Source organism: uncultured Pontibacter sp., from assembly GCF_947499215.1.
In the GTDB taxonomy this organism is placed as follows: domain Bacteria; phylum Bacteroidota; class Bacteroidia; order Cytophagales; family Hymenobacteraceae; genus Pontibacter.
Genome location: NZ_CANMNI010000004.1, coordinates 99899 through 126165 on the forward strand (window position 1 = coordinate 99899; position 26267 = coordinate 126165).

The window sequence follows — 26267 nt, forward strand, 5'->3', positions numbered from 1 at the left end:
GGGCAAACGTCACAATTTCAGGATTGTTTCTTCCTGTACCACCCTGCCGCATGGGTTGTAAAAAGCGTGATTACCCGATCCGTGCCTGCGTCAAAATCCAGCGGTTGGGCACTTCGCCTTTGATGGCCTGCAAGTAGTCTTCGTAGCTGCAAGGGATAATACGGGAGCCTTTGTCTTCGGAGAGAGGCTCTACTTCCATCCACCACTTTTCGCTTGCCTTGCTTTTGAAGAAGGTCATGCGATCAGGGTTGTCGCTGAAGGCCACAGCGTACTTGGTAAACTTTTTGGAGCTGAACTCAGTCTCGTTCTTGCGATGATAGAAGCCCTCAATGAAATACCAGATCATGGTGGCAATGGTCATGGCGGTAAGCTCATGACCGTCCTGTGTCGGATCGTATTCGTAGATGCCGAGCGACGTCATTTGATCATTCAGACCGGCATACCAGCAAATCTGGCAGGCCTCCTCACCGGTCAGGCCAAAAGGGTTGGCAGGGCTGTAGCCCGGCGCATCCTGATGGCGTATAGCCGAAATGTCGAAAGAGAGTAAGTCCGCCTGACGCACCACGGGTTCTATCTCCTGTATGCTGCGGTGTACTTCGCCCACCCGGTAGGCCTCAAAATGCAGCTTCTCAAAAGTCGCCATCACTTCCGGGTCAACTAAGTAGGATTGATAACCAATCTGGGCCATGCTGAACAGGTAATTCGGCTCGTGCATCAGGATTTGGCGCAGTTGCGTCTTGTGAGCCAACGCATCGGTGTCCTCTGTCATATCCACGCTACTGTCTACGGTCACCATGTTCACGGGGCGCTCCAAATGTTCGTAGCCCATAAACTGTCCGTACTCCAAGTCATGCGAACCGCCTATAATAACAGGTATGGTATTGTGGGAGATGAGTATTTCAACAATTTCCTTGAGCCGCAGGTAGGTATCTTCGAGTGTGATGCCCGGGCGCAGGTTGCCCAAGTCCACAATCTGCCCGCGGCCGGCTCCCTTGTGCAGGCTGTACAGTTTTTTGCGTACATAGCGGGCTGGCGCTACTTCGAGCTGTTCCTCTTCTCCGCGTCCTCTCGTTTCGTTCACCCCAACGATGGCGATGTCAGCCGCTCGCCAGTCCGGGAACTTACCGGTAAAGCGGTTGATGTAGGCGCCCAGTGTGCGGGGCTTATCCAACAAGGCGAAGATGTCCTCGTTTAGAGGCTCGAAGAAGATAGAAAGATTCATAGCATTACATCCCAAAAGTCAAATATAACAAAAATGCGGCAGCCATATGCCTGTTTAAGCCAAGTATAGGTTTTTGCCGTAGAAATTCCTGTGAATATAAGTGATGGTAAATATTTGTATAGTAGGGTATAGAAATTTCAGAAAAAAATAGTTAAAATGCAGTTAAGAATAGCCCGCATGTTCTTTGTTAGAACACCGAGCGCTATCAGAAACGAAGACACACACTAACCTTTAGCAAGCACAATGAACGTAACCCGCACTCTTGATCTGTTGCCTTTTCAGCTGCAGAACTCGCCACAGCCGGACTGTCTGGCTACAAAAGTTAACGGACAATGGATTAAATACAGCACACAGGATGTGCAGGACACTGCCAATCAGGTAAGTCTTGGCTTGCTGAAATTGGGCATCGGGAAAGGCGACAAAGTGGCCATCATTTCCCTGAACCGTCCGGAGTGGGTGTTTGCTGACTTTGGTATACAGCAAATAGGCGCCATCAGCGTGCCGATGTACCCAACCATCACCATAGAGGACTACCGCTACATCTTCAACGATGCGGAGGTAAAGGCTGTGTTTGTGTCAGATGCGGAATTATATAATAAAGTGGTGGCCGCTACTGAGGGAATGGATAGCATTAAAGAGATCTATACCTTCGACGAAGTAAAAGGTGCCAGCCACTGGAAAGAAGTGATCAAGCTAGGTGTAGGCGAAGACGTGGCCCAGCTGGAACCGCTGAAAGCCGGAGTTGGTCCTGACGATATCCTGACTATTATCTATACCTCGGGTACGACCGGCAACCCGAAAGGGGTAATGCTGACGAATAACAACATCATCAGCAATGTGACGGGCACGCTGCCTTATGTGCCGGTGAACAGTTCGCACCGTGCATTGAGCTTCCTGCCGCTTTGCCATATTTTCGAGCGCATGCTCCTTTATTTATACATGCGTATCGGGGTGTCGATCTACTATGCAGAGAGCATCGAGAAAGTAGCCGACAACCTGAAAGAGGTGCAGCCGCATGTGTTTACCACGGTGCCGCGCTTGCTCGAGAAGGTATATGACAAGATCGTAGCCAAAGGTATGGAGTTGACCGGTGTGAAGCGCAGACTTTTCTTCTGGGCGCTGGAGCTTGGTCTGGAGTATGACACCCGCGAAGACAAAGGCTGGTGGTACAACAAACAGCTCGATCTGGCTAACAAGATCATCTTTAGCAAGTGGCGCGAGGCGCTAGGCGGCAATGTGATCGCGATCGTATCGGGTGGTGCAGCTTTACAGCCACGTCTGGCCCGTGTGTTCTGGTCAGCTAACATCCGCGTGATGGAAGGCTACGGTCTGACAGAGACTTCGCCAGTAATCACCGTGAATCGCTTCGAGCCAGAGAACAACGCGATCGGTACAGTTGGTTTGCCAATTGACGGTGTGGAAGTGAAGATTGCCGAAGACGGTGAGATCCTAACCCGTGGACCGCACGTGATGAAAGGTTACTACAAGAAGCCTGACCTGACAGCCGAAGTGATCGATTCCGAAAACTGGTTCCATACCGGTGATATCGGTGAGCTAGTAGACGGCAAATACGTGAAGATCACGGACCGCAAGAAAGAAATGTTCAAGACGTCAGGTGGCAAGTACGTAGCTCCGCAGCCGATCGAGAACAAACTGAAGGAGTCGGTGGTGATTGAGCAAGCGATGGTAGTAGGTGCCGGCCAGAAATATGCGGCTGCCCTGATCGTGCCTTCGTTCTTAGGTTTGCAGGATTGGTGTGCGCACAAAGGCATACCATATACCTCTGATGCCGAAATGATCGAAAAGCCGGAGATAATTGACAAGTATAAGCGTGAAGTGGACAAGACGAACGAGGGATTGGCTCAATTTGAAACCATCAAGAAGTTCAAGCTTGTTCCGAACTTATGGACCGTAGAAAGTGGTGAGTTAACGCCAACCCTTAAGGTGAAACGAAAAAACATTACAACCAATTATCAGAAAGAAATAGACGCCATGTTCTAACAGAGTCATTTCAGACAACAAAAAACCCTTTCCAGACCGGAAAGGGTTTTTTGTTTGTAACCATTCTTCGAATTATACATAAACTATAGCAAAAGGTATTATAGTGCGAAATCCGCTTCAGCATATGAAGTCGGGCAGGAGATTAATTTTTAATTAAAATAGTATGCTTGCATAACATTTTTCTTTATATTTGGTATAAACAATACGATGCATGAAGCCCGAAGAGACCGTAGATTATAATGTAAAGGTATGTTGGCACGCTATCTCTCGTATGTATAATACAGAGGCGGCCAAAAACGACATCACCACTTCCATAGGATTTGTTCTTCTCAACATCAATCAGGAGACAGGCACTCCGGCCACCAAGATAGCCCCTTTGCTTGGGTTGGAGGCACGCAGCCTGACCCGCATTCTGAAAAGCATGGAGGAGAAAGGCCTTATCTATAAAGTGTCTGACGACAAGGACAAACGGCTGGTGCGGATTTTCCTGACTGAATTAGGGTTGGAGAAAAAAGAAGTGTCACGGCAGACAGTGCTCCATTTTAACCGTAAGGTGCAGGAGGCTATACCGCAGGAGGAATTGAATACCTTTTTCCGGGTGTCAGAGCGCATCATCAACATGATCGAAAATAAAGAGATTTTCTAACCATAGTAGACCATCAAGCTTTTTCTATGAAAAGAATTATTAAGAAAGTAGCCGTGCTGGGTTCCGGTGTCATGGGCTCCCGCATTGCCTGCCACTTTGCCAACATTGGTATGCAGGTGCTGTTGCTCGACATCGTGCCGCGCGAACTCACCCCCGACGAAGAGAAAAAAGGGTTGACGCTGGAAAGCAAGCATGTCCGCAACCGCATTGTGAACAGTGCGCTGGAGGCTGCCATCAAGTCAAACCCATCGCCGCTCTACCGCAAGTCCGACGCCCGCCTGATCCAAACGGGTAACTTCGAAGACAACATGAAGGACATCGCCACCGCCGACTGGACCATTGAGGTCGTGGTGGAGAACCTGAAGATCAAGAAGACGGTGTTTGATCAGGTGGAAGAGCACCGCAAGCCGGGTACGCTGATCACTTCCAACACATCAGGTATACCGATCCATATGATGCTGGAAGGACGTTCCGACGACTTCAAGAAGCACTTCTGCGGTACGCACTTCTTTAACCCACCGCGTTACCTCAAGCTTTTAGAAATTATACCTACGCCAGAGACCGATCAGGAGGTAGTAGACTTCTTGATGCACTACGGCGATCTATACCTTGGCAAGACTACCGTGTTGGCCAAAGATACACCGGCCTTTATTGCGAACCGTGTGGGTATCTACGCCATCATGCAGGGCCTGCAGGTGATGAACAAACTCGGTCTGAACGTGGATGAAGTGGACCGCATCACGGGTCCGATCATCGGTCGTCCAAAGTCAGCCACCTTCCGCACACTAGATGTGGTAGGTCTGGATACCTTGGCGAATGTAGCCAACGGACTATACCAGACTGGCGAAAAGGACGAGTCACGTGAGCTGTTCAAGCTGCCGGACTACCTGCAGAAGATGGTGGAGAACAAATGGCTGGGAGACAAGACTGGTCAGGGTTTCTACAAAAAGACAAAAGACGCCAAAGGAAAGACTGAGATTCTGACGCTTGACCTGAACTCACTGGAGTACGGACCGAAACAGCGTCCGAAGTTCCAGAGCTTGGAAGTGCTCAAGCCAATCGAAGATCTGAAAAAGCGCGTGAAGACCTTCTCAAAGCAAAACGACAAGGCTGCGCAATTCTTCAACGAGTCGCTTTATGGACTGTTCCAGTATGTGAGCAACCGTATACCTGAGATTTCCGACGAGCTATACCGTATCGACGATGCCATGCGAGCCGGCTTTGGCTGGGAACTTGGGCCGTTCGAGTACTGGGATGCCATTGGTGCTCGTGAGGCCGTGCAGCGCATGACCGAAGCTGGGTATAAGCCAGCGTCTTGGGTAGAGGAGATGCTGGAGAACGGCAAAGAGTCTTTCTACATCGTGGAGAACGGCAACCGCCGCTACTACGACATCCAAAGCAAAGAATACAAAGCGATACCGGGTGCCGAGAACTTCATCATTCTCGATAACCTGCGCAGCAACAAAGTAGTGTGGAAAAACTCTGGCGCTACCCTGATTGACTTGGGCGACGGTATCCTGAACGTGGAATTCCATACCAAGATGAACACCATCGGTGGTGACGTGGTACAAGGCCTGAACAAAGGCATCGAGATCGCTGAGAAGGAATTCCGTGGGATGGTAGTGGGCAGTGACGCCGCTAACTTCTCCGCTGGTGCCAACGTGGGTTTAATCTACATGTATGCTTTGGAGCAGGAGTATGACGAGATTAACTTCATGATCAAGCAATTCCAAGACACCATGATGCGCATGCGCTACTCGGCTATACCTGTAGTAGGCGCGCCGCACGGCCTGACCCTAGGCGGTGGCTGCGAACTGAACCTGCATTGCGATCATGTGCAGGCGGCCGCTGAGACCTACATGGGTCTAGTAGAATTTGGTGTAGGCCTGATACCGGGCGGTGGCGGTACCAAAGAAATGACACTCCGCGCAGCTGAGATGCACGAAGACGGCGACATCGAGTACAACACACTCAAGAATATCTACCTCAACATCGGCATGGCCAAGGTGTCCACTTCGGCCAAAGAGGCCTTTGATCTGGGCTTTATGCGCCAAGGCGACGCCATTACCCTCAACAACAACCGACTGATTGCGGACGCGAAGGCGCAGGCCATTCGTCTGGCAGAGGCAGGGTATACGCAGCCAGCCAAGAAAACCAAGATAAAAGTGCAGGGCAAGGGCGCGTTAGGCATGTTCCTGACAGGAGCCAGCGCTATGGTAACAGGCGGCTACATTTCAGAGCATGACCAGAAGATATCGCACAAGCTGGCTTACGTGATGTGCGGCGGCGACCTCTCTGCCCCGACAGATGTGAGCGAGCAATATCTGTTAGATCTGGAGCGTGAGGCCTTCCTGTCCCTGACCGGTGAGCGCAAAACGCTTGAGCGTATCCAGAGCATCCTGACTACGGGTAAGCCGCTGAGGAATTAATGTCTAATGAATAATGGGTAATGAATCATGATTGTGCTCTTCAGTCAAAGATCTGAGGAATCAACAATCAACCATTTAACAATTTAGCAATCAGAAAATATGAACAACGCATATATCGTAGCCGGATTTCGTAGCGCAGTAGGCAAAGCCGGGCGCGGGGGCTTCCGGTTCACCAGACCCGATGACTTGGCCGCTGACGTCATCAAACATCTTTTGGCTTCCGTGCCTTCACTAGACCCCGAGCGCGTAGACGACCTGATCGTAGGGAACGCCGTGCCGGAAGCGGAGCAAGGCCTGCAGATCGGTCGTATGATTTCTTTGCTGTCCCTGCCCATGTCGGTATCGGGTATGACCGTGAACCGCTACTGCGGCTCGGGTGTGGAGACTATTGCCATTGCCAGTAACCGTATCGCGGCAGGTATGGCAGACTGCATCATTGCGGGTGGTACGGAGTCTATGTCGATGGTACCAACTGTTGGCTGGAAGACGGTACCTAACTACAACATCGCCAAAAAGAATCCAGACTGGTACCTGAGCATGGGCCTTACAGCGGAGGCAGTGGCCAAAGACTACAATGTTTCACGTGAAGATCAGGACGAGTTTGCCTATAACTCACACCAAAAAGCCATTAACGCCATAAAGAGTGGTTTCTTTAAAGAGCAGATCGTGCCGATTACGGTAGAGGAAACCTACATCGACGAGAACGGCAAAAAGAAGACACGCTCTTATGTGGTAGACACCGATGAAGGCCCACGAGCTGATACTTCTTTGGAGGCTTTAGCTCGCCTGAAGCCGGTGTTCGCAGCTGGCGGTTCTGTAACAGCCGGAAACTCTTCGCAGACATCTGACGGTGCCGCCTTTGTGATCGTGATGAGCGAGCGCATGGTGAAAGAGCTCAACTTGGAGCCGATCGCGCGCATGGTAAGCTACGGCACAGGCGGCGTTGATCCGCGCATCATGGGTATGGGCCCGATCGCAGCCGTGCCAAAAGCACTTAAAATGGCAGGTATGACACTCAACGACATCGACCTGATCGAGATGAACGAAGCCTTTGCAGCGCAATCTATCGCTGTGATGCGTCACTTGGACTTTGATCCTGCGAAGCTTAACATCAGTGGTGGCGCCATTGCGTTAGGTCACCCGCTGGGTTGCTCCGGTGCCAAACTCAGCGTGCAGCAGTTCCACGAACTGCGCCGACTCGGTAAAAAGTACGGCATGGTGACCGCCTGCGTAGGCGGTGGCCAAGGCGTTGCCGGCATCTACGAATTATTGAAATAAGAACTAATCTGTACCTAAAACACTAATCATAATCTGCCATGGAAAATGTAACAGATAAAAATAAAGCCACTACCGTTCGCGGTGGTGAATTCCTGATCAAAGAAACTGATCCGCAGGACGTATTTATACCTGCCGAGTTTAGCGAGGAGCAGCGCATGATGGCGCAAACCTGTCTGGACTTTGTGCGCGAAGAAGTAACTCCACTCCTCGAGCGCCTCGACAACCACGAGGAAGGCCTGATGGAAGGTCTGATGAAGAAAGCCGGTGAACTCGGGCTGTTCGCGGTATCAATGCCGGAGCAATACGGCGGCCTGAACATGGACTTTAACACCTCGCTTCTGGTAACAGAATCAGTAGGTGGTGGACACTCGTTCCCGGTGGCTTTTGCGGCGCACACAGGTATAGGCATGCTGCCGATCCTGTACTTCGGTACGGACGAGCAGAAAGAAAAGTACTTGCCTAAACTGACTTCTGGCGAATGGGCGGCAGCTTACTGCCTTACCGAGCCGGGCTCTGGTTCTGATGCCTTGGCTGCCAAAACCAAAGCCGTACTGAACGAAGCAGGCACGCACTATATTCTGAACGGCCAGAAAATGTGGATCACGAACGCTGGCTTTGCCGATGTGTTTATCGTGTTCGCGCAGGTGGACGGCGACAAGTTCACGGGCTTTATCGTAGAGAAAGGCTACCCGGGCCTAAGCCTTGGCAACGAAGAGCACAAGATGGGTATCAAAGGTTCTTCTACACGTCAGGTGTTCCTGTCTGACTGCGAAGTGCCGAAAGAGAACGTGCTGGGCGATATTGGCAAAGGTCACTTGATCGCTTTCAACATCCTGAACATCGGTCGTATCAAGCTTTGCGCCGCTACCTTGGGTGCCTCTAAAAAAGTGGTAGACTTGTCGGTGAAGTATGCCAACGAGCGTCAGCAGTTCAAATTGCCTATCTCGAAGTTCGGTGCTATCCGTCACAAACTGGCGGAGCAGGCCATTCGCATTTATGCTGTGGAGTCGGCACTATACCGTTGCGGTATGGATATCTTCCGTAAAGAGCAGGAGCTGTTGGCAGAAGGCAAAGGCGAGAACGAAGCCATGCTGGGTGCCGCCCGCGAGTTTGCCGTGGAGTGCGCCATGCTGAAAGTAGAAGGCTCCGAAGTACTCGACTATGTGGTAGACGAAGGCGTGCAGATCTACGGTGGCTACGGCTTCTCAGCCGACTACCCGATGGACCGCGCTTACCGCGACTCCCGCATTAACCGCATCTTTGAGGGTACCAACGAGATCAACCGCATGCTCACCGTGGACATGATCCTGAAGAAGGCTATGAACGGCGAGCTTGACCTGATGGGTCCTGCTCAGGCTGTACAAAGCGAACTGATGGCTATACCTGATTTCGGTGCGGAAGAGGAAGGCCTGTTCGCGGCAGAGTACAAGGCGATCCGCAACCTGAAGAAGGCGATCCTGATGGTGGCTGGCACGGCGGTACAGAAGTACATGAACTCACTTGCCAAAGAGCAGGAGATTCTAATGAACATCGCCGACATGGCCATCAAAACCTACGTGGCGGAATCAACACTTCTGCGCGTGGAGAAGCTAGTAGGTATGAAAGGCGAGGATGCCGTGGCGAATCAGATCGATATCGTGCGCGTGACCGTGAACGATGCTGTAGATACCGCCTTCTTGGCTGGTAAGGATGCCATCGCTTCGATGGTGGAAGGTGATGAGCAGCGTCTGTTGTTTATGGGCCTGAAGCGCTTCACCAAGAAAGACCTCTACAACACCAAAGAGGCACGCCGTCGTATAGCAGCTGCTATGATCGACGCAAACGAATTTGTATACTAGATTCTGACAAATCTATAGTTTTGGAAAGGCTACCTCCGTAGGGGGTAGCCTTTTTGCTTTAATGAGTTACTGTTGAGTGACTTAATGGTTGAACATGCGTAAACATATCAGAATACCGAATTGTCATAAAACATAGAGAAAAGTATGGGGGTAACATGCTTGATTCCATGCCATAACGAACGAGACCGCATTGCAGCAGTGCTGGATGCTGTGACCAACGTGCATGGTATACAGCAGGTAATCTGCATCGATGACGGGTCGGCTGATGGCACAGCGACAATGGTAAGTAGGCGATGGCCGACTGTGCAAGTCATCCGCCTTAGCCAAAATCGGGGAAAAGCGGCCGCTATACAGTATGGTCTCCAATTTGTGCAGTATGAGACAGTTCTTCTAATGGATGCCGATCTGCAGGAACTGAATGGAACTGAGCTGGAAAAAGCCATCCATGCTTTCCAGAACACGACAAATATTGACATGCTGATCTTGCGGCGGATACGGTCGCCATGGTTTGTGCGCTGGTACCGAAGCGACATCTTATTATCAGGAGAGCGACTCCTGCGACGATGTGATTTGGAAGAGGTGCTAGCCCAGCCTGTGGCACGTTACCAGCTGGAAGTAGCCATCAACCGCTACATGATCAAGCGCCACAAACGGGTACGCTGGATGCCTTGGTCAGCCATGAACACTTATAAAGTAGATAAACTCGGAGTGCTGGAGGGTTCTCGCAGGGAGTTCAAGATGTACGTCGAGATCGTGGATTATGTCGGTTTTGTGCACATGCTGGTGCAGCTAAGCTCCTTTACCCGGAAACTCCGAAAGCAAAAAAGCGCAACCGGGTCACGGTCACGCTTTCTGCACAGTATAAAACTGTAAGTGCTATTTGATGTAAAGTCGACGTAACTGTAGGCTGTTCGCTTTCTTGCTTGGTCGTACCACCGTTACAAGGTCGCGCTCCGAAAGCCAAGCAGTGAAGTCCTTCACATAGGATATATTCTTATCATCGGCTACGTTGAGACCGGCTGCCTTGGGTGCTTCGGCTTTGCCTGTGCTGGTGTCGATGCGGCGCAGGTATAGGTCATGCTTTCCGTCAAGTTCCTCTAGCGTGAGCAGGTGCAACGTGTTACCAGTTAGGTGGTGTCTGTAAGAGATACCCGTAAAAGCCTCGTCAGCAGGCGCCTTTTGGTTTTTCATCAGTACAGAGCTCCACGCCGTGCCCATGTACTGGTCATAGGCAAACAGATGAATCTCTTTGGCATAGTAAGGCGAGTTCTCACCACCCTCCATGTATTTTTTCTCCGCCAGCACGATCAGTTTTTCATCTGGTGTCAGGATCAAATCTGTCAGGTAAATGTCTTCGAGACGATTGGATTTGGCTCCACCGCTTTTGTCAAGGCTGTTCACACTAGCAAGGTACTCCGGCGTAAACCTGAATTCCTCGGCAAACACCATGTCTTCGTTCTCAAAGTCGAACTTTACTGCTTTCAGGCTGTAGTATTCGCCGGATTTCTCGTCAGCGGTGAGCACAACGCCATACAGGTTGCCATTGGGCTGCAGGGCATACTTGCTGTCCATGATGTAAACACGCTTACCGTCAAAGATACCCCCCACCAGCACCGACATGCCCTTGGCATCCGGCGACTTCAAGGTATACTGGCGCACGGTGAGGCGGTCCATGTTCTCAGAAATCAAGCTGATAAACTGGTCGCCGGCGTCATTCACAATTACCTCAGCTGAAACAATATTGCGCAGGTCGCGCAAATTGTAATCCGTGTCTTTTACTTTCTGTAGTTTACCGTCGTACAGACTACCGCTTATACCTTGCACCACTTGGTTGCCGGTGGTGCTATACCTGTAGGCCAGCAGTTTAGTGCCGTCAGGCGATATGGCTATACCTGCTTTGCGGGCGCTAGCCGGAGCCTCAAGCAGCAGTACAGGCTTGTCTTTCTTGCCATTGCCAAGATTGATTCGGTGAGCATGTAGCGCTTGGGTGCCTTGCCCGTTGTCGCGATGGGTTACTACCAAGGCGGCATCCCCGTTCTGTACAAATGCCTCTATGGTTTCGTCTCCGGCAAGTGGGATGGTGGCCGACCAAGCTTTCTTGAGCGAGATGTTGTAACGCTCCACAGCGTATTCGGTAGGTTTGCTTCGGCTAAGAATCACAAAACCATCAGACCCGACAGGAAGTGTCTTGCTGCGGATGCTCTGGTTATACTGGTCTTCGGTGTTGTCAGGTATATAGCTGAAGGGAACAGACGCGTTGCGACCCTGCGCCAAGGCCGGTGCCATCGCGCAAGACAAAGCCAAAAAGAGGAGCGATAGAAATTGTAGTGCTTTCACGGTATGGTATTAGGTATAGAGTTGACTTATCTGGTAAAGAAGCATATAAATTTGCTGCAAGCCGCTAAACTTTGCAAGTAAAGTTGCACAAAAATAATACCCTGTTTCGCGTGGAACCTCGGCGAGCGCTTAACTAATACGGCTCCAGTTGACGGTGTTTACACTGAGCGACTTGATGTGCCGTAGGATATTCTGGTTCTGTGGTTGTTCTAACTGTGGATCTTCATTCAGCACGCGTTGTGCCGCAGCCCGCGATTCCTGCAGGATCGGTGCGTCTTTGGCAAGGTCGGCAATTAACAGATCGAGCACACCGCTTTGCTGCGTACCCATCAGGTCGCCCGGACCGCGCAGTTTCAAATCGATGTCAGCAATTTCGAAACCATTATTAGTGCGCACCATGGTTTCGAGGCGGGTCTTGCTGTCTTTGCTCAATTTGTACCCCGTCATGAGGATGCAGTAGCTCTGCTCAGCGCCACGTCCCACACGGCCGCGTAACTGGTGCAGCTGCGACAGACCGAAGCGCTCAGCGCTCTCTATGATCATCACAGAGGCATTCGGTACGTTCACACCCACCTCGATCACAGTGGTAGCCACCATGATCTGGGTCTCGTTGCGAACGAAGCGCTGCATTTCGTAATCTTTGTCCTGCGCCTTGAGCTTGCCATGCACCATGCTTACTTGGTTCTCCGGGAAAGCTCGTCGTATACTTTCATAGCCATCCGTCAAGTCCTTATAATCCATCCCCTCCGACTCCTCTATGAGCGGGTATACGATGTATACCTGTCGGCCCAGCTTGATTTGGTCGCGTACGAATTGGAACACACGCAGCCGGTGGCTGTCGAAGCGGTGCACGGTCACGATCTCCTTGCGGCCAGCCGGCATCTCGTCAATCACCGATACATCCAAGTCGCCGTAGAGCGTCATGGCCAAGGTGCGGGGTATAGGCGTGGCCGTCATCACGAGCACATGCGGGATGATGCGTGGGTTCTTGCGCCACAGCTTGGAGCGCTGCTCCACGCCAAAACGATGCTGCTCATCCACGATGCAGAGGCCCAGATTCTGAAACTGCACCACATCCTCGAGCAGGGCATGCGTGCCCACGATCATTTTCATGTCGCCGGAGCGCAGCTGCTCGTGCAGCACTTTGCGGTCTTTGGTTTTGGTGGAGCCGGTGAGTTTGCCGATGTTTATACCTAGCCGGTCCGCAAACTCCTTTAGGCCGGTATAGTGCTGGTCAGCCAGAATCTCGGTAGGTGCCATCAACACGGACTGCGCCCCGTTGTCGGCTGCGATGAGCATGGTGATGAAGGCCACAATTGTTTTGCCCGAGCCCACATCGCCCTGCAGCAGTCGGTTCATCTGCTTGCCGGCCGTCAGATCTTTGTGAATTTCCTTTACAACCCGTTTCTGAGCATTGGTCAGGTCAAAGGTCATGTGGTTTTTGTAGAACTCGGTTACGGTAGGTACCTGCTTGAACACCTGTCCGGCCAAGTCGGCGCGTCGCACCGTCTTTTGGCGTAGCAGTCGCAGCTGTATGTAAAAAAGTTCTTCAAACTTGAGGCGGAACTTGGCCGCATTGTACTTCTCCACTGACTGCGGGAAGTGGATGTTGATAAGCGCGTCCCTCTTGCTCATGAGCCGGTAATGGTCGATCAGCTCCGGCGAAAGGGTTTCCTGTATGTTAGGCACAGCCACTTTCAGCAGCATCTCCATCATGCGGGAGATCGTCTTGCTCTCTACCCGAAAGGCCTTCAGCTTTTCGGTGGTATGGTAGACCGGCTGCAGAAAAGCCGTAGTTTGTTTCTCTTCGGCTAGTTCCTCCAACTCGGGGTGTGCCATGCTAAACTTGCCGTTAAAAGCAGTCGGTTTGCCGAACACAATATAATCGGTGTGGTTTTTCAGCGTCTTCTGCATCCACTTCACCCCCTTGAACCAAACGAGGTCCATCTCGCTGCCGGCTTCATCCACCAAAGTCGCAGCGAGTCGCTGCTTCCGGCCTTCGCCTAATACTTCTTTGCCACGCACGCGCCCGCGCACCTGCACATAGGGCATGCTCTCGTCCAACTCAGCTATTTTATAGAACTGCGTGCGGTCGAGGTACCGGAAAGGGTAGTGCTGTATGAGGTCCCCGTAGGTATAGATATTGAGCTCCTTCTGCAGCAGTTCGGCCCGCTGCGGACCAACCCCTTTCAGGAATTCGATCTTGGTATGGAAGAAGTTGCTCAAGGGCTTTTAGTAATGGTGCGTTGGTCGGTCTACAAAGATAAAAGACAAAGGGCAAAAGACCTTAGGTTATACCTGATGTCTTTTGCCCTTTGGTTAAAGGGTATGCTTAAAGAGATTATTTCTTGTCCTTAAACTCCAGTGTATTCAACAGGTGCACAATATCCTTCTTCACATACTCAATAATCGGAGCTAATGAGTCGTTTTGGGTGGCGGTTCTGAAATATAGCGCACCCCTGAAGAAATGAGTAGTCGTATCCGTTACATAGAACTGAAACTGACTCGGGATTTCGCCCTCCAACTCAAATACGGAAGCTATATCGCCCTGTGGTGTTCTGACCTCTGTTTCCTCAATTGAGTATGCCTTTATCTGGTGTTTGCCCGTTAGTTTGCGTGCGTCCTCAATCAGGTTATTCAACATTTTCGGGTCGTTGTTGATGGCTTTGTAAGTCAGCTGCACGTTGGCCCCAAGACTCGGGTAAATGATGTTGATCCAGTGCGGCTGGGCGATCATGGACGAATCAGGGCGTATTTTGGCATGTTGTGAATACTCAAAGGTATAAGGATGCTCCTCCTGCAGCGGCTGGTAAGCAGTCTCTGGCAGATCGATGCGGTTATACCCTTTAGGTTTTGGTGTGTATTCGGCGCTGCAGCTGGCGATGGCTACGGCCATACCTGCCCACAGCAGCAGTTGGAGTTTAGCTGACTTTATGATAGTGCTCTTTTTTGCTTGCGACATTAATCTTTACTCGTTTTACACGCTTATTGTCCGCCGACTCAACCGTAAAATAATAGCGTCCGTACGATACTTCCTCACCTACAAAAGGTATGCGGCCAAATAGCGCCAGCATAAGGCCGGCCACTGTCTCATGCTCACTTTTTACCTCGTTGAAGGCATCGAACGGAATCTCCGTGATCTTGCAAAAGTCGTGCAGCGATGTTTTACCGTCAAATATAAAGGTATTTTCGTCGAGTTGAGAGTAAATGATGTCATCCTCATCGTCGTATTCATCGTTTATCTCACCCACAATTTCCTCGATTACATCCTCCATGGTAAGCAGCCCTACCGTTGTGCCGTACTCGTTCACCACAATGGCCATATGCACGTGCTTCTCCCGGAAGTCCTGCAACAGGTTGGAGATATGCTTGGTTTCCGGCACAAAGAAAGGTGCCCGGATCAGGTTCTGCCATTTAAAGTCAGCTCCCTTGTCTAGGTGAGGCAGGAGATCCTTTACATATAGAATGCCATCGATGCTGTCGGTGTTCTGGGTATAGACCGGCACACGCGAATAACCCCATTGGGTGATCTGCGGTAGCAGCTCCGGCAGGGTGGCGCTCTGTGGAAATGCCACGATATCCACACGCGGACGCATGATCTGCTTTACCGTGATAGACCCGAAGTTGACGATGCCACGCAGAATTTTGCGTTCTTCCGGTGAGGTTTCCTCATTAGTGAGAGCCACGTCAAGGCTGTGATGCAGCTCCTCCAGCGTTTGACTGTAGGAGCGCACCCTATAGCGTCTGTCTATGTAAGAGCTGATGCGTGTTAAAAGCCAACCCAGCGGACTTAATACAGGGCGCAAAGCATCCAGTACGGGGGCCATGCGCAATGCTATGGCGGGGCCATGCTTGCGGGCGTATACCTTGGGGAGCACTTCACCAAAGAAAACGATCAGGAAGGTAACCACCAGCAGGCTAATCAACATAGTAGTGGCGGCCATTGAAGTAGTGCCGGACAGCTGCCACGCAATGTAGCCGCAGAGCGTAATGATGCTGACGTTAATCGTGTTGTTGATGATCAGCAGCGAGGCCAATAGCTGGCGTGGGCTCTGGAGCAACTGGTGTACCAGTTGCTGCGCCTTGTGCTTGCTGGATCTGTTTTTTTCGAGCTCTTGCGGTGTAAGAGCGAAAAAAGCTGCCTCCGCCCCCGAAGTGAGGGCAGAGAGCAGCAATAGGATAAAGCAGGCCGAGATGGCTGCTAAATATTCAATTCTGAGTAAAGCGGTTGTGCTTTGTAAAAGTTGCAGTAAGCTATAACTCAGGGGGTCTCCGGGATCTAAACTGTCCAAAATAGAGCGGTTAGGTTAAACAAGGTTAGAACGGTAAGTCGTCTGGCTCATCGTTCTGGAACGCGGAAGCGTTGCCTTTACTGGCCGCCGCGCCGCTGCTTTGAGTGGATGCTTGCGCAGAAGAACCACTCTGGTAGTTGCTTGATTCGCTGTTGCCTGCGCTGCCACCTTCGCGTCCGCCGAGCATGGTCATGTTATCAGCCACGATCTCGGTGCTGTAACGCTGCACACCCTCTTTGTCTTGGTAGCTGTTCGTGCGAATCTTGCCTTCGATGAAGACAGACTGCCCTTTGCGCAGGTACTTCTCGGCCACTTCAGCCAGACCGCGCCACAGCACAATGTTGTGCCACTCAGTGCGCTCCTGACGGTCGCCATTTTTGTCTTTGAATGTTTCAGAAGTCGCGATAGGGAAACGCGCTACGGCTACTCCGCCTTCGAGGTGGCGAACTTCTGGGTCCTTACCAAGATTTCCGATAAGGATGACTTTGTTTACACTTGCCATGTCTTTTTTTGTTAAAAATTAAATTGAATTGGGCTACTCCGACAACCAAGCCGGAGGCAAATATGGCTTACTGAAACTTAGAATGCTTTTATGAGCGGAAAAGTTTCAGTCTATAAATTTACTAAAATCTTCTCATCTTTCAAATAGCTGTTGATAAGAATTGGCTTGGGAAGCGCCTCTATTTTGTCGGGGGTGTAAAGCGCCAGCCTTGCCTCCTGCAACACCTCTTCCCTTAAACGAGAATCGAGCCGAATCAGGTAAAACCGGGCGGTGATTTTTTGATGGCTCAGCACATGCTTATAGTCTTTGTGTGGCAGCTGTAGCTGGGCTTCTTGCACGGCTATACCTGCCTCGTTTAGCTCATGAAGTAGGGCGTGAGGCTCCAACGTCTTGGAATCACTTTCGTGCAGATAAAAATCATACAAGCCTTCCCAGATATCGCCGCTCATTCGCTTGCGGAGGTAGTACTGCCCTCCGTACTCAAACACGATGTAGTGGAAGAAACGGGGCCGGGCGGCCTTGGCTTTCGACTTGACCGGAAGCTCCTGTACCAATCCGTGGGTGAAGGCGAAGCAGGACTGCTGCAGCGGACAGAAGAGGCAGTCGGGCATGACCGGGGTGCACTGTATGGCGCCAAACTCCATAACAGCCTGATTAAAGGTGTCAGGTGCATCGGCAGGTATGAGCTCGTTGGCCAGTTGCTGAAATACCTTGCGCGAGGCCGGAGCCGCTATGTCGTCGGAGATGCCAAACACTCTCGCCAGCACTCTGAATACGTTCCCGTCGAGCACGGCCACCTGCTCTCTAAAAGCGAAAGAAGCTATGGCGGCGGCGGTATAGCTCCCAACGCCTCGCAGCTTCAGTAACTCTTCATACCTGTCAGGGAATACGCCATCATACTCCTGCACAATCTGTTTGGCGGTGTGATGCATGTTGCGGGCCCTAGAGTAGTAGCCGAGTCCTTGCCAGAGGCGCAGTACTTCGTCTTCTGGCGCTGCGGCTAAGTCTCGCACGGTCGGATAGTTTTCAGCGAAGCGCAGGTAGTAAGGCAGTCCTTGGTTCACGCGTGTTTGCTGTAGGATTACTTCCGAGAGCCAGATCAGGTATGGGTTGGTGGTTTCGCGCCAAGGCAGGGCTCTTTTATGGCGCTGGTACCAGTCCAGAAGGGTTTGGGAAAAGTATGCGTGAGGGGTGTTTTTCATAAAGAATGCAGATGCAGCTTAGGAGTAGCTAAACAGACAAAAGTAAAACAATGTTCTGAAAATGGGATGATGGGAGTCGCAGGTATTTCGCTATGTAATTAAAATATAAGTAGATAGGGTGCGTTAGGGAGGGGGTAGGCTGGCACGGGTATTGCAGTGTGGAGAGCAGGAGACGGGCCGGGTTAAGGCGGGGGCACGATCTGTAATAATTTAGTGCTAAAGCTTTTACTTGTCGAAAAGTAGGTATACCTTTGTGCCCCGAAAAATGGGTAACAGCCAAGCCGCTGGTTACCTGAAAGATAGAAAGTTAACTTATTACTAATTTATAAAAATCTAAGAAAGTGACTAAAGCAGAAGTAATATCAGAGATTGCTGATAAAACAGGGATTGATAAGGCTGATGTTCAATCTACCATTGAGGCATTTTTCAAAGTGGTGAAAGACTCTATGGCCGATGGTAACAACATCTATGTGAGAGGTTTTGGAAGCTTTGTGAACAAGAAGCGCGCGAAGAAAGTGGCTCGTAACATTTCGAAGAACACCTCGATCATTATCGATGAGCACTTCATTCCTAGCTTCAAGCCATCCAAAACGTTTATCGCTAAGATTAAGAACAGCAAAAAGATTAAAGAGCTGGCTCATTCTTAATTCTTTCGTATATTTGCCGATTGTTTGTTTATCCTTTAGAAAACAGCCACTTACGTAAAATAGAATGTCACGCGCTCAAATAATCATACTTGTTGCAGCTATCGCTCTTGCAGCGGCCATGTTCTTTTTGCCTAAAGTGGTCGTAACAAAGGATGATGACAGTTCGGTAGCCACTGCACAGACTTCCGCTATTCCGGAAGGCCACTCAGAGGATGATGGTCACGACCACGGCCCTTCACCGGCTGCTGCGGCTGATGGGGTGCATGCCTCGGCTACACCGGAGCAGATGATGGAACTGGCCACTGTGCGTGCCCGTTATAACAAAGCATCTGACGCTAAAACACGCGGCCTTCTTGCCGGCGAACTGGCAGAGGCCTATGCCGCGGCCAGCAAGTTCGACAGCGCAGGTTACTACTATGAAGTAGCAGCCGAAGCTCGTCCGGGCGAGAAGAACTTCCGCAAAGCTGGCGACCAGTATTTCGAGGCCTTCACCTATGCGGCAACGCAGCAGCGGGCCAGCGAACTGGGAGGCAAGGCGCGTAAGATGTACGAGCAGGTGCTGAAGAACAACCCGAGTGACATGGACGCAAAGACAAATGTGGCCATGACCTATATCGCGAGCGAAAACCCAATGCAGGGTATTACGCTGTTGCGAGAGGTGATTTCGGCAGACCCGAAAAATCAGAAGGCGTTATTTAACTTAGGTATCCTGTCAGTGCAGTCCGGGCAGTGGGACAAAGCCGCTGAGCGATTCCAAAACTTGGTAGAAGTGAATCCGGAACATGTGGAAGGGACCTTTTATCTAGCGGTGTCATTGGCTGAGATCGGTAAGAAAGAAGAAGCTATCAGAACTTTCAACAAGGTAAAAACGATGAGCAGCGACCCTGCCCTTAATGCCTCAGTTGATGAGTATCTTGCGAAATTGTAATAAAAGAAACATTCATTTAATAAAAACTTCAAGACTATGCCTTGCGGAAAGAAAAGAAAAAGACATAAGATTGCCACTCACAAGAGAAAGAAGCGTCTAAGAAAGAACAGACATAAGAAGAAATAATTTCTTCTGCGTTAATTGAGGCCCACATTGCTTCTGCAATTGTGGGCTTTGGTCTATACATCCAACTAATCTTTGAGAGAAATTGAGTAACGAGCTTATAATCAATTCTACTCAGGATGGAGAGCGCATCGCCCTTTTACAGGATAAAAGACTAGTCGAGTTTCACCACGAGAAAAAGGATACAAACTATATCGTTGGGGATATCTTCCTAGGCACTGTAAAGAAGGTGATGCCAGGCCTAAACGCTGCTTTTATTGACATTGGGTACCATAAGGATGCATTTTTGCATTACCATGATCTGGGAGCCAATGTCAAAACGCTAAACAAGTTTGTAAAGGCAGCACAGACTCAGAAGAACGCTTCTGCAAAGCTTAACCAGACAAAATTCGAGCCTGAGATTGACAAACTCGGGAAAATAGCTGATGTCCTTAAGAAAGGGCAGCAGCTGTTGGTCCAGATTGTCAAAGAGCCGATTTCAACCAAGGGTCCACGACTCTCCTGTGAGCTTTCGCTCGCCGGGCGATACTTGGTGCTTGTGCCGTTCTCAAACACGGTGAGCGTATCCAAGAAAATCGTAAGTAAAGAGGAGCGGACACGTCTCAAGCGTTTAATCACTTCGATTAAGCCGGAGAACTTTGGCGTGATCATTCGGACGGTGGCCGAGGGCCGCGAAGTTGCAGAGCTCGATAGAGACCTGCGCAACATGGTCGAAAACTGGGAAGAGGGCTTTAAATCGCTGAAGCTGGCTAAGCCAAATGACAAGATCATTGGTGAGCTAGGACGTTCTTCGTCCATACTGAGGGATCTAATGAACGAAAGCTTTGACAACATAGTAGTCGACGACGAGTCGCTCTATGACGAGATCAAAGCGTACATCGGTAGCATTGCGCCAGATAAATTAAGAATTCTGAAGCATTATACCGGTAAGACCAAAACCTTCGAACACTTTAACATCGAGCGGCAACTAAAGGCTGCTTTCGGGAAAACAGTGACCATACCAGGTGGCGGATACCTGGTAATAGAGCACACCGAAGCCCTGCACGTAGTCGATGTGAACAGTGGGAACAAATCTAATACCGAAACCGATCAGGAGGCTACCGCGCTGAATGTGAACATGATGGCTGCCAGAGAGGTGGCCCGTCAGCTGCGACTCCGGGATATAGGTGGTATCATTGTAGTGGACTTCATTGACATGAAGTCGCCTGAAAACCGCCAGAAAGTATACGAGGTAGTAAAAGAGGAGCTGAAGCGAGACCGATCCAAGTCGACAGTTCTGCCTATCTCAAAGTTTGGCCTCATGCAGATCACCCGCCAGCGGGTAAGGCCAGAGCAGAATATCGTGACCGGCGAAGTATGCCCTACTTGCAACGGCACTGGTAAAATTTCTGCCAGCATTCTGATTACAGATGAAATAGACGTAGCGGTAGACGACCTGCTAACAAGTCACAATCACAAGAGTTTGACACTGTACGTGCACCCTTTCCTGTATTCTTATTATACTACAGGGGTGATCTCAAAGCAGATGAAGTGGTTCTTCCACTATTTTAAGTGGGTGAAATTTGTGAAAGATACTTCGCTTGGCATTACCGACTTTAAGGTGATGGACGACAAAGGCGAAGAAATTGAACTGCGCACCGCCCTGACGGAGGTAAATGGTGTGGAGGAATAAGGAATTCTAATCAGATATAAGGCAATAAAAAGGCCGCTTCGATTGCTCGGAGCGGCCTTTTTATTTTGTTGGGTACACCTTAGAACTTGATACCCACATCAATGGAGACACCGTTGTTCTTAATGGCAAGGTTTTTATCGTTTAACTGCTCCTTATAGTAGTCATCAATGTTGCTGAGACCGCGCAAGTAGGTAACACCACCAAACAGCTTCGTGCTCTGTCCTAGTTGCATTTCAGCACCGGTGCCGAGTACAGCACTCGTTTCAAAAATATTAAAGCGTTTCGCTGTCTTCTCGCCGTTAATTACCTTTTTCTGGTCTACTTGGCCGGATACCTTCGTACCTAGCGCACCACCTACTTGGAAGTACAATACTACATCCGGAGCTATTTCATTAGTGAAAAGTTTTAGCGTGAGGGGTACTTCAAGGTACTGCACAGTCAGTTCATCGGTTTCTGGCGTAGCTATAACTTGGCCGTCGCCTCCTTCTGTCATGTAAGTATAGCTAATCTTAGAACCTTTGCTACGGTACATCAGCCCTGAGCTGAACGCATAGTTGTTTGAGAAGAAGTAGTCACCGACTACACCTACTCCCAAGCGCAGCGTGTTGCTGGACTTTTCAAAATTATGCCGGTCTTCCGCAATAAAGCGGTTGCCTGAGATAGTAGGAGAAAACTGGATGCCGATTTCCATTTGGGCCATAGCCGTGGAAGTGATGCCCAAAAACAGCAGTAGGAATGCGAGTTTCTTAAATTGCATATTATTTTAATGAGTTAATTTACTCTAATACCGGATAACCCTGTATTTTTGTGTCAAATATTCGGCAATGTATTACAGATTATTCTTACTCGCAACCATCATGTTGCTTTTTAGCTGCAAGAAAAAAGGCTGCGAATTACCTGAGGAAATTGAACGTATACCAGTCACGGTACAGATTGACCGTTTGGAGAAACCTTTTTTTGAAGCTTCTTCCAAACAGGAAATCGCCACTTTTCTGAATGACAACCCGTTATTTGCGGAGCGTTTCATACAGCGTAAAAGCTATCCTTCAGACTCTGCTGTTATAAATGCACTTTATAGTTTAGCCACAAACCCAGAACTACAGAAACTGGCGCAGGAGGCTGATGAGAAGTTTGGCGACATGGCAAGCGAGAAGCAGCAGCTAGAAACCGCATTTAAGTCTATTAAATATTACTATCCCGAATTCAAGGAACCACAGGTTAAAACATTTGTCTCCGGCCTTAACCAAGATCTGTTGGTGTCCGACAGCCTCTTGGTGTTAGGTATCGATTTTTTCATAGGAAAAGACGCCAGTTACCGTCCAGATACATATGACTATATTCTGAAGCGCTATGAGCGCCCGAACATGGTGCCCGCGGCTATGCTACTACTATCTAACCGCTTTAACAAAACCAGCTTCTTGGAGCGCAGCCTATTGGCTGAAATGGTGAACACCGGCAAAGCTTACTATTTTGTGAAGTCCATTATGCCCTGCACCCCCGATTCGACTATAATTGGGTATAGCGGACAGCAATTGGCAGATGTGAACCATAACGAGGGCCGCATTTGGGCACATTTCGTTGAGCAAAGCCTATTGTATGAGAAAAGCCCCTTTGTGGTAAACAAATACATCGGTGAGCGTCCGAACACGCCTGAGATAGATCCGACCTCTCCGGGAAGATTAGGCACATGGTTGGGCTGGCAGATCGTGCGCAAATACATGGAGCGTAATCCAAAGGTTACTTTGCAGGAACTGATGGCCGATGACGACTATCAGAAAATTTTCAACGAATCGAAGTATAAGCCTGAGAAGCGTTAACTAGCTCAACGCCTTTTCTGTTCCTGCGCATGCATATAGCTATTTTTAACCAGCATCATCATAATCCAGACTGCCCGGCAACTTGTCGGCACTATACCTTTCTGGAGTACTTGGCAAAGCGGCACAAGGTGAGCTTGGTAACCAGCAGTGCTTGGAAAGAGCTGCGCATCACAAATAATTATAAGTGGGTGCCGGAGGGAGTGGAGCTATATGAGCAGGAGGTGCCTTACAGCAACAAGATGGGGGTCCGCCGTCGCTTAGTCTCCTACGGTGGTTTCGCAGCCTACAGCCTTTCCAAAGGCTTAACCATGCCAAAACCCGATGTTATCTGGGGGGTATCGACACCGCTTTCCACTCCTTGGATGGCAGCCCGGGTGGCGAAGATGCGAAATATACCTTGGGTGTTCGAGGTACAGGACCTCTGGCCAAGCTTTCCGATCGAGATGGGAGCCGTTAAAAAAGAATGGCTCAAGCGCAGACTTTATAGACTGGAGAAGAACTTATACCAGAGTGCCAACCATATTATTACGCTCTCACCCGACATGGAAGAGTATGTGGTGGCGCAAGGTATAGCGCGTGATAAAGTAAGCACTATCCTGAATGGTACCGATCTCGAAATGGCCGATGCGTCGACTGATGTGCAGGTGGAGGCACTTAGGGAAAATTACCAGCTAAAGGGGAAGAAGGTGGTGCTCTATGCGGGGACTTTTGGCCGTGCAAATGATATACCCACTATCATGCAGGCAGCCGAACTGATGGTCGATCAGCAGGATATCGTATTTGTGCTGGCAGGCGGGGGTTATTATGACGAGGAGCTAAGAAAGCTGGCCCTTCGGCTTCCGAACCTGCGGCTACTGCCTCCTCAGCCACGGCCTGATGTTTTCAGTCTTTTCAAACTTGCCGACCTGTCGTTAATTACTTTTAATGATCTGCCGGTACTAAGTTCTAACTCCCCCGCCAAGCTTTACGATAGCCTCGCCTGCGGCACACCGGTTATTGTTACCAACCCCGGATGGACCAAAGCTTTTGTAGAGCAGCACGGTTGCGGATGGTATAGCCCTGCAGGTCAGCCAGAGGCATTAGCCCATAAAATACAGGAGAAACTTGCCAGACCTGAGGTGCTTCGCCAAGCCGGTATGCGTGGCGAAGCGGTAGCTAGGCAGCAATTTGATAGGCAGCAGTTAGCTGTCCAAGTAGAGTCAATTTTACTTCAGGTAGCTGGTAAGGTATAGCTTAATCTTGTATGCTGGCAGAGAGTTGCTTAAAGTCTTCCTTCAGCTGGGCCTCATTAGCTGCTAGTGTCCAGCAAAGCACTTTATAGAAGTGTGTTTTGGTTTCCACTGCTGAGATCAGCATAAAGAACTCTCCTTCTTCATCCTTCCATCTTAGCTCAGTCTGCGCCACATTGTTTCCGTTGGCTTCAAAGCTTCTTGTTTTCCCCAGTTTCCTTTTCTTCTCTTCTTTTTTATAGTCAGCTGCAAAGTTATTTAGGAACTCTTCTGCGCTGGTAAATTTCATGCCTAGTAGCTCTAAGTGCTCTTTCTCATCGTCTACTACAATGGTGTAGGCCTCTTTGGTTTTGTTGTAGTACTGCAGGCTGGCCACATCGTTTAGGTCAAATGTCTTTACCATATAATCAGGTATATCCATTTTATAGGCATGGCCACCCTTGCGTTCAGCAAATTTTGTCTGGGCTACAGAGATAGAAGCACCAACAAGAAGGAAAACTACAGTAAGCACGAACTTAGAAGGTAAAGATGTTCTCATAAGGTGTATTGATAAATTAAGTGGTAAGTAAGTTATTTAGACTTTTAAATATAGTAATATAACTAAATGATACCAGCGGATCTGAATCAAAAAAGGGCATATGGCGTTAATCGCCTTTATAGGCCTTTCTTTGATTCAGATAAGGGAACTGGTAAGTACCTCGTGCAGGTGGTTTAAAGTGAAGTAGTTTTTTGTTGTAAAACAATTTTCATTTCTGGCACAACCTTTGGATATAGGAAATGAGCAGAGCACATTTCTTATCTTAGACCTGCGCTTTGCTACTGAACATACTAGTTATAAGGAGAAAAAAATATGAAGAAGTTAATCGCAGCCCTCTCATTAGGCGTGTTAGTTGCCGGTAGCGCTTATGCTCAGACCAGCACCACTACGCAGCAAGACCGCAAGCCACGCAGTGAGATGCGTGCAGCCATGAAGCATAAGGCGCAGAAAAACCCTGAGGAAATGGCCCAGATGAAAACTGACCGTATGGCTCAGAGACTTGAGCTTAATGCCTCTCAGAAAAACCAACTGCAGGCCCTGAACTTGCGTCATGCCCAAGAAATGAAAGCCATGCGCGAAAGCTATAAAGCAACTGGTGAGAAAACAGCAGAGCAAAGAGCTCAAATGCAAGAAGCCAGAAAAGCAAGCCATAATAAATGGCAGGCAGAGTTGAAAGGCATTTTATCTGCAGAGCAGTTTGCCAAGTACGAAACTGATAAAGCTGAAATGAAACAGAAGCGTGCTGAGGGTAAGAAAGGCCGTAAAGGTGACTTTCAGAAAAAAGGCGATTACCAGAAAAAGCAGCAGCAAGGAAAGTAATCCTCAAAGATCCCATAGTTAAAGCGAGGGCAGACCACAAGGTCTGTCTTCGCTTTTTTATTAGGCTATACCGCCAACCTTATTTTCAGGGTCGTCGGGTATGTTCGGGTAGTGCTTCTGGAAAAACTGGCAGAAATGGGTGAGCGGGCACTCCTCGCACTTCGGGCGCCGGGCAATGCAGATGTAGCGCCCATGTAGAATTAACCAGTGGTGTGCTTTGGCAATCAGCTCCTGCGGCAGATTGGCCACAAGTTCTTTTTCTACATCCAGCGGTGTTTTAGCTGTTTTGGATACGAGCCCCAATCGCTTGCTCACCCGGAATACATGCGTATCCACGGCCATGGCTGGCTGGTTCCAGATCACTGACACGATCACATTGGCGGTTTTCCGGCCAACACCCGGCAGTTTCACTAATTCCTCCACAGTGCTTGGTACTTCAGCGTTAAACTGTTCCACCAGCATTCTTCCCAGCCCAGCCAAGTGCTTGGCCTTGTTGTTGGGGTAAGAGATGCTTTTAATGATCGGCAGAATCTCTTCAGGGGAAGCCGCAGCCAGATGCTCCGGTGTAGGAAAAGCCTCAAACAGGGCAGGCGTGACCATGTTCACCCGCTTGTCTGTGCACTGGGCACTCAACACGACCGCCAATATGAGTTCATAGGGGTTGGAATAAGCCAACTCCGTTTCAGGGTCCGGGAAGTTTTGGGTGAAGTGCTCGATCAGGAGCTTGTAGCGTTCTCGTTTGCGCAT

The 26267-nt window shown here is 49.8% G+C and carries 22 protein-coding genes; 12 read left to right on the forward strand and 10 right to left on the reverse strand.

Features of this window, described 5'->3' with window-relative positions; translation table 11 throughout:
• Positions 1 to 70: 70 nt before the first annotated feature.
• Positions 71 to 1222, reverse strand: coding sequence for a formimidoylglutamase (locus Q1A04_RS18450; RefSeq protein WP_299709109.1), 1152 nt, complete (start codon positions 1220 to 1222; stop codon positions 71 to 73).
• Positions 1223 to 1465: 243 nt separating this feature from the next.
• Here Q1A04_RS18450 and Q1A04_RS18455 point away from each other — a divergent pair, with 243 nt between their 5' ends.
• From Q1A04_RS18455 to Q1A04_RS18480, 6 genes are all read left to right on the forward strand, one after another.
• Positions 1466 to 3223: a long-chain fatty acid--CoA ligase gene (locus tag Q1A04_RS18455; RefSeq protein WP_299709112.1), complete on the forward strand. Its 1758-nt coding sequence runs from the start codon at positions 1466 to 1468 to the stop codon at positions 3221 to 3223.
• A 211-nt stretch (positions 3224 to 3434) separates the two neighbouring features.
• Complete coding sequence (locus Q1A04_RS18460) at positions 3435 to 3869, forward strand: MarR family transcriptional regulator (protein WP_299709114.1); 435 nt, start codon at positions 3435 to 3437, stop codon at positions 3867 to 3869.
• A gap of 26 nt (positions 3870 to 3895) precedes the next feature.
• Positions 3896 to 6298: a 3-hydroxyacyl-CoA dehydrogenase/enoyl-CoA hydratase family protein gene (locus Q1A04_RS18465; protein ID WP_299709117.1), complete on the forward strand. Its 2403-nt coding sequence runs from the start codon at positions 3896 to 3898 to the stop codon at positions 6296 to 6298.
• A gap of 99 nt (positions 6299 to 6397) precedes the next feature.
• Positions 6398 to 7576 carry an acetyl-CoA C-acyltransferase gene (locus Q1A04_RS18470; RefSeq protein ID WP_299709119.1) on the forward strand — a complete coding sequence of 393 codons (1179 nt, stop codon included), beginning with the start codon at positions 6398 to 6400 and terminating at the stop codon, positions 7574 to 7576.
• 38 nt (positions 7577 to 7614) lie between these two features.
• Positions 7615 to 9414, forward strand: a complete 1800-nt coding sequence (locus tag Q1A04_RS18475; protein ID WP_299709121.1) for an acyl-CoA dehydrogenase family protein — start codon at positions 7615 to 7617, stop codon at positions 9412 to 9414.
• A gap of 159 nt (positions 9415 to 9573) precedes the next feature.
• Positions 9574 to 10287 (forward strand): glycosyltransferase family 2 protein, encoded by a 714-nt coding sequence (locus tag Q1A04_RS18480; protein WP_299709124.1) that lies wholly within the window; start codon positions 9574 to 9576, stop codon positions 10285 to 10287.
• 3 nt (positions 10288 to 10290) lie between these two features.
• Here the strand turns inward: Q1A04_RS18480 and Q1A04_RS18485 are convergent, their stop codons facing one another.
• The 6 genes from Q1A04_RS18485 to mutY form a co-directional block, all read right to left on the reverse strand.
• Positions 10291 to 11751, reverse strand: a complete 1461-nt coding sequence (locus Q1A04_RS18485; RefSeq protein WP_299709127.1) for a hypothetical protein — start codon at positions 11749 to 11751, stop codon at positions 10291 to 10293.
• A 129-nt stretch (positions 11752 to 11880) separates the two neighbouring features.
• On the reverse strand, positions 11881 to 13977 hold the full coding sequence (recG, locus tag Q1A04_RS18490) for an ATP-dependent DNA helicase RecG (RefSeq protein WP_299709129.1): 2097 nt from the start codon (positions 13975 to 13977) through the stop codon (positions 11881 to 11883).
• A 115-nt stretch (positions 13978 to 14092) separates the two neighbouring features.
• Complete coding sequence (gene gldD / locus Q1A04_RS18495; RefSeq protein WP_299709268.1) at positions 14093 to 14647, reverse strand: gliding motility lipoprotein GldD; 555 nt, start codon at positions 14645 to 14647, stop codon at positions 14093 to 14095.
• Positions 14648 to 14672: 25 nt separating this feature from the next.
• Positions 14673 to 16043, reverse strand: a complete 1371-nt coding sequence (gene gldE / locus Q1A04_RS18500; RefSeq protein WP_299709132.1) for a gliding motility-associated protein GldE — start codon at positions 16041 to 16043, stop codon at positions 14673 to 14675.
• 25 nt (positions 16044 to 16068) lie between these two features.
• On the reverse strand, positions 16069 to 16545 hold the full coding sequence (locus Q1A04_RS18505; RefSeq protein WP_299709135.1) for a single-stranded DNA-binding protein: 477 nt from the start codon (positions 16543 to 16545) through the stop codon (positions 16069 to 16071).
• Positions 16546 to 16655: 110 nt separating this feature from the next.
• Positions 16656 to 17747: an A/G-specific adenine glycosylase gene (gene mutY / locus Q1A04_RS18510; protein ID WP_299709138.1), complete on the reverse strand. Its 1092-nt coding sequence runs from the start codon at positions 17745 to 17747 to the stop codon at positions 16656 to 16658.
• 341 nt (positions 17748 to 18088) lie between these two features.
• On the opposite strand from mutY, the gene Q1A04_RS18515 reads away from it, so the two are divergent.
• From Q1A04_RS18515 to Q1A04_RS18525, 3 genes are all read left to right on the forward strand, one after another.
• Positions 18089 to 18394, forward strand: coding sequence for an HU family DNA-binding protein (locus tag Q1A04_RS18515; protein ID WP_007655567.1), 306 nt, complete (start codon positions 18089 to 18091; stop codon positions 18392 to 18394).
• 64 nt (positions 18395 to 18458) lie between these two features.
• Complete coding sequence (locus Q1A04_RS18520) at positions 18459 to 19322, forward strand: tetratricopeptide repeat protein (RefSeq protein WP_299709147.1); 864 nt, start codon at positions 18459 to 18461, stop codon at positions 19320 to 19322.
• 208 nt (positions 19323 to 19530) lie between these two features.
• Positions 19531 to 21117: an Rne/Rng family ribonuclease gene (locus tag Q1A04_RS18525; RefSeq protein ID WP_299709149.1), complete on the forward strand. Its 1587-nt coding sequence runs from the start codon at positions 19531 to 19533 to the stop codon at positions 21115 to 21117.
• A gap of 79 nt (positions 21118 to 21196) precedes the next feature.
• Here the strand turns inward: Q1A04_RS18525 and Q1A04_RS18530 are convergent, their stop codons facing one another.
• Complete coding sequence (locus Q1A04_RS18530; RefSeq protein ID WP_299709152.1) at positions 21197 to 21874, reverse strand: porin family protein; 678 nt, start codon at positions 21872 to 21874, stop codon at positions 21197 to 21199.
• A 67-nt stretch (positions 21875 to 21941) separates the two neighbouring features.
• On the opposite strand from Q1A04_RS18530, the gene gldB reads away from it, so the two are divergent.
• On the forward strand, positions 21942 to 22934 hold the full coding sequence (gldB, locus tag Q1A04_RS18535) for a gliding motility lipoprotein GldB (protein WP_299709155.1): 993 nt from the start codon (positions 21942 to 21944) through the stop codon (positions 22932 to 22934).
• 29 nt (positions 22935 to 22963) lie between these two features.
• Positions 22964 to 24166: a glycosyltransferase family 4 protein gene (locus Q1A04_RS18540; protein WP_299709157.1), complete on the forward strand. Its 1203-nt coding sequence runs from the start codon at positions 22964 to 22966 to the stop codon at positions 24164 to 24166.
• A gap of 1 nt (position 24167) precedes the next feature.
• Here the strand turns inward: Q1A04_RS18540 and Q1A04_RS18545 are convergent, their stop codons facing one another.
• Positions 24168 to 24701 carry a hypothetical protein gene (locus tag Q1A04_RS18545; RefSeq protein WP_299709159.1) on the reverse strand — a complete coding sequence of 178 codons (534 nt, stop codon included), beginning with the start codon at positions 24699 to 24701 and terminating at the stop codon, positions 24168 to 24170.
• Between the two features lie 312 nt (positions 24702 to 25013).
• Between Q1A04_RS18545 and Q1A04_RS18550 the strand changes: the two genes are divergently transcribed.
• A complete protein-coding gene (locus tag Q1A04_RS18550; protein WP_299709160.1) occupies positions 25014 to 25520 on the forward strand; it encodes a DUF4890 domain-containing protein in 507 nt (168 codons plus the stop codon).
• 60 nt (positions 25521 to 25580) lie between these two features.
• Here the strand turns inward: Q1A04_RS18550 and nth are convergent, their stop codons facing one another.
• Positions 25581 to 26267, reverse strand: coding sequence for an endonuclease III (nth, locus tag Q1A04_RS18555; protein WP_299709162.1), 687 nt, complete (start codon positions 26265 to 26267; stop codon positions 25581 to 25583).

Bases quoted from the DNA above. Each gene is read 5' to 3' on its own strand.
- Q1A04_RS18450 (WP_299709109.1), bottom strand. From the start codon at position 1,222: ATGAATCTTTCTATCTTCTTCGAGCCTCTAAACGAGGACATCTTCGCC.
- Q1A04_RS18455 (WP_299709112.1), top strand. From the start codon at position 1,466: ATGAACGTAACCCGCACTCTTGATCTGTTGCCTTTTCAGCTGCAGAAC.
- Q1A04_RS18460 (WP_299709114.1), top strand. From the start codon at position 3,435: ATGAAGCCCGAAGAGACCGTAGATTATAATGTAAAGGTATGTTGGCAC.
- Q1A04_RS18465 (WP_299709117.1), top strand. From the start codon at position 3,896: ATGAAAAGAATTATTAAGAAAGTAGCCGTGCTGGGTTCCGGTGTCATG.
- Q1A04_RS18470 (WP_299709119.1), top strand. From the start codon at position 6,398: ATGAACAACGCATATATCGTAGCCGGATTTCGTAGCGCAGTAGGCAAA.
- Q1A04_RS18475 (WP_299709121.1), top strand. From the start codon at position 7,615: ATGGAAAATGTAACAGATAAAAATAAAGCCACTACCGTTCGCGGTGGT.
- gldD (WP_299709268.1), bottom strand. From the start codon at position 14,647: ATGGCCGTAGCCATCGCCAGCTGCAGCGCCGAATACACACCAAAACCT.
- Q1A04_RS18505 (WP_299709135.1), bottom strand. From the start codon at position 16,545: ATGGCAAGTGTAAACAAAGTCATCCTTATCGGAAATCTTGGTAAGGAC.
- mutY (WP_299709138.1), bottom strand. From the start codon at position 17,747: ATGAAAAACACCCCTCACGCATACTTTTCCCAAACCCTTCTGGACTGG.
- Q1A04_RS18520 (WP_299709147.1), top strand. From the start codon at position 18,459: ATGTCACGCGCTCAAATAATCATACTTGTTGCAGCTATCGCTCTTGCA.
- Q1A04_RS18530 (WP_299709152.1), bottom strand. From the start codon at position 21,874: ATGCAATTTAAGAAACTCGCATTCCTACTGCTGTTTTTGGGCATCACT.
- gldB (WP_299709155.1), top strand. From the start codon at position 21,942: ATGTATTACAGATTATTCTTACTCGCAACCATCATGTTGCTTTTTAGC.
- Q1A04_RS18540 (WP_299709157.1), top strand. From the start codon at position 22,964: ATGCATATAGCTATTTTTAACCAGCATCATCATAATCCAGACTGCCCG.
- Q1A04_RS18545 (WP_299709159.1), bottom strand. From the start codon at position 24,701: ATGAGAACATCTTTACCTTCTAAGTTCGTGCTTACTGTAGTTTTCCTT.
- Q1A04_RS18550 (WP_299709160.1), top strand. From the start codon at position 25,014: ATGAAGAAGTTAATCGCAGCCCTCTCATTAGGCGTGTTAGTTGCCGGT.
- nth (WP_299709162.1), bottom strand. From the start codon at position 26,267: ATGCGCAAACGAGAACGCTACAAGCTCCTGATCGAGCACTTCACCCAA.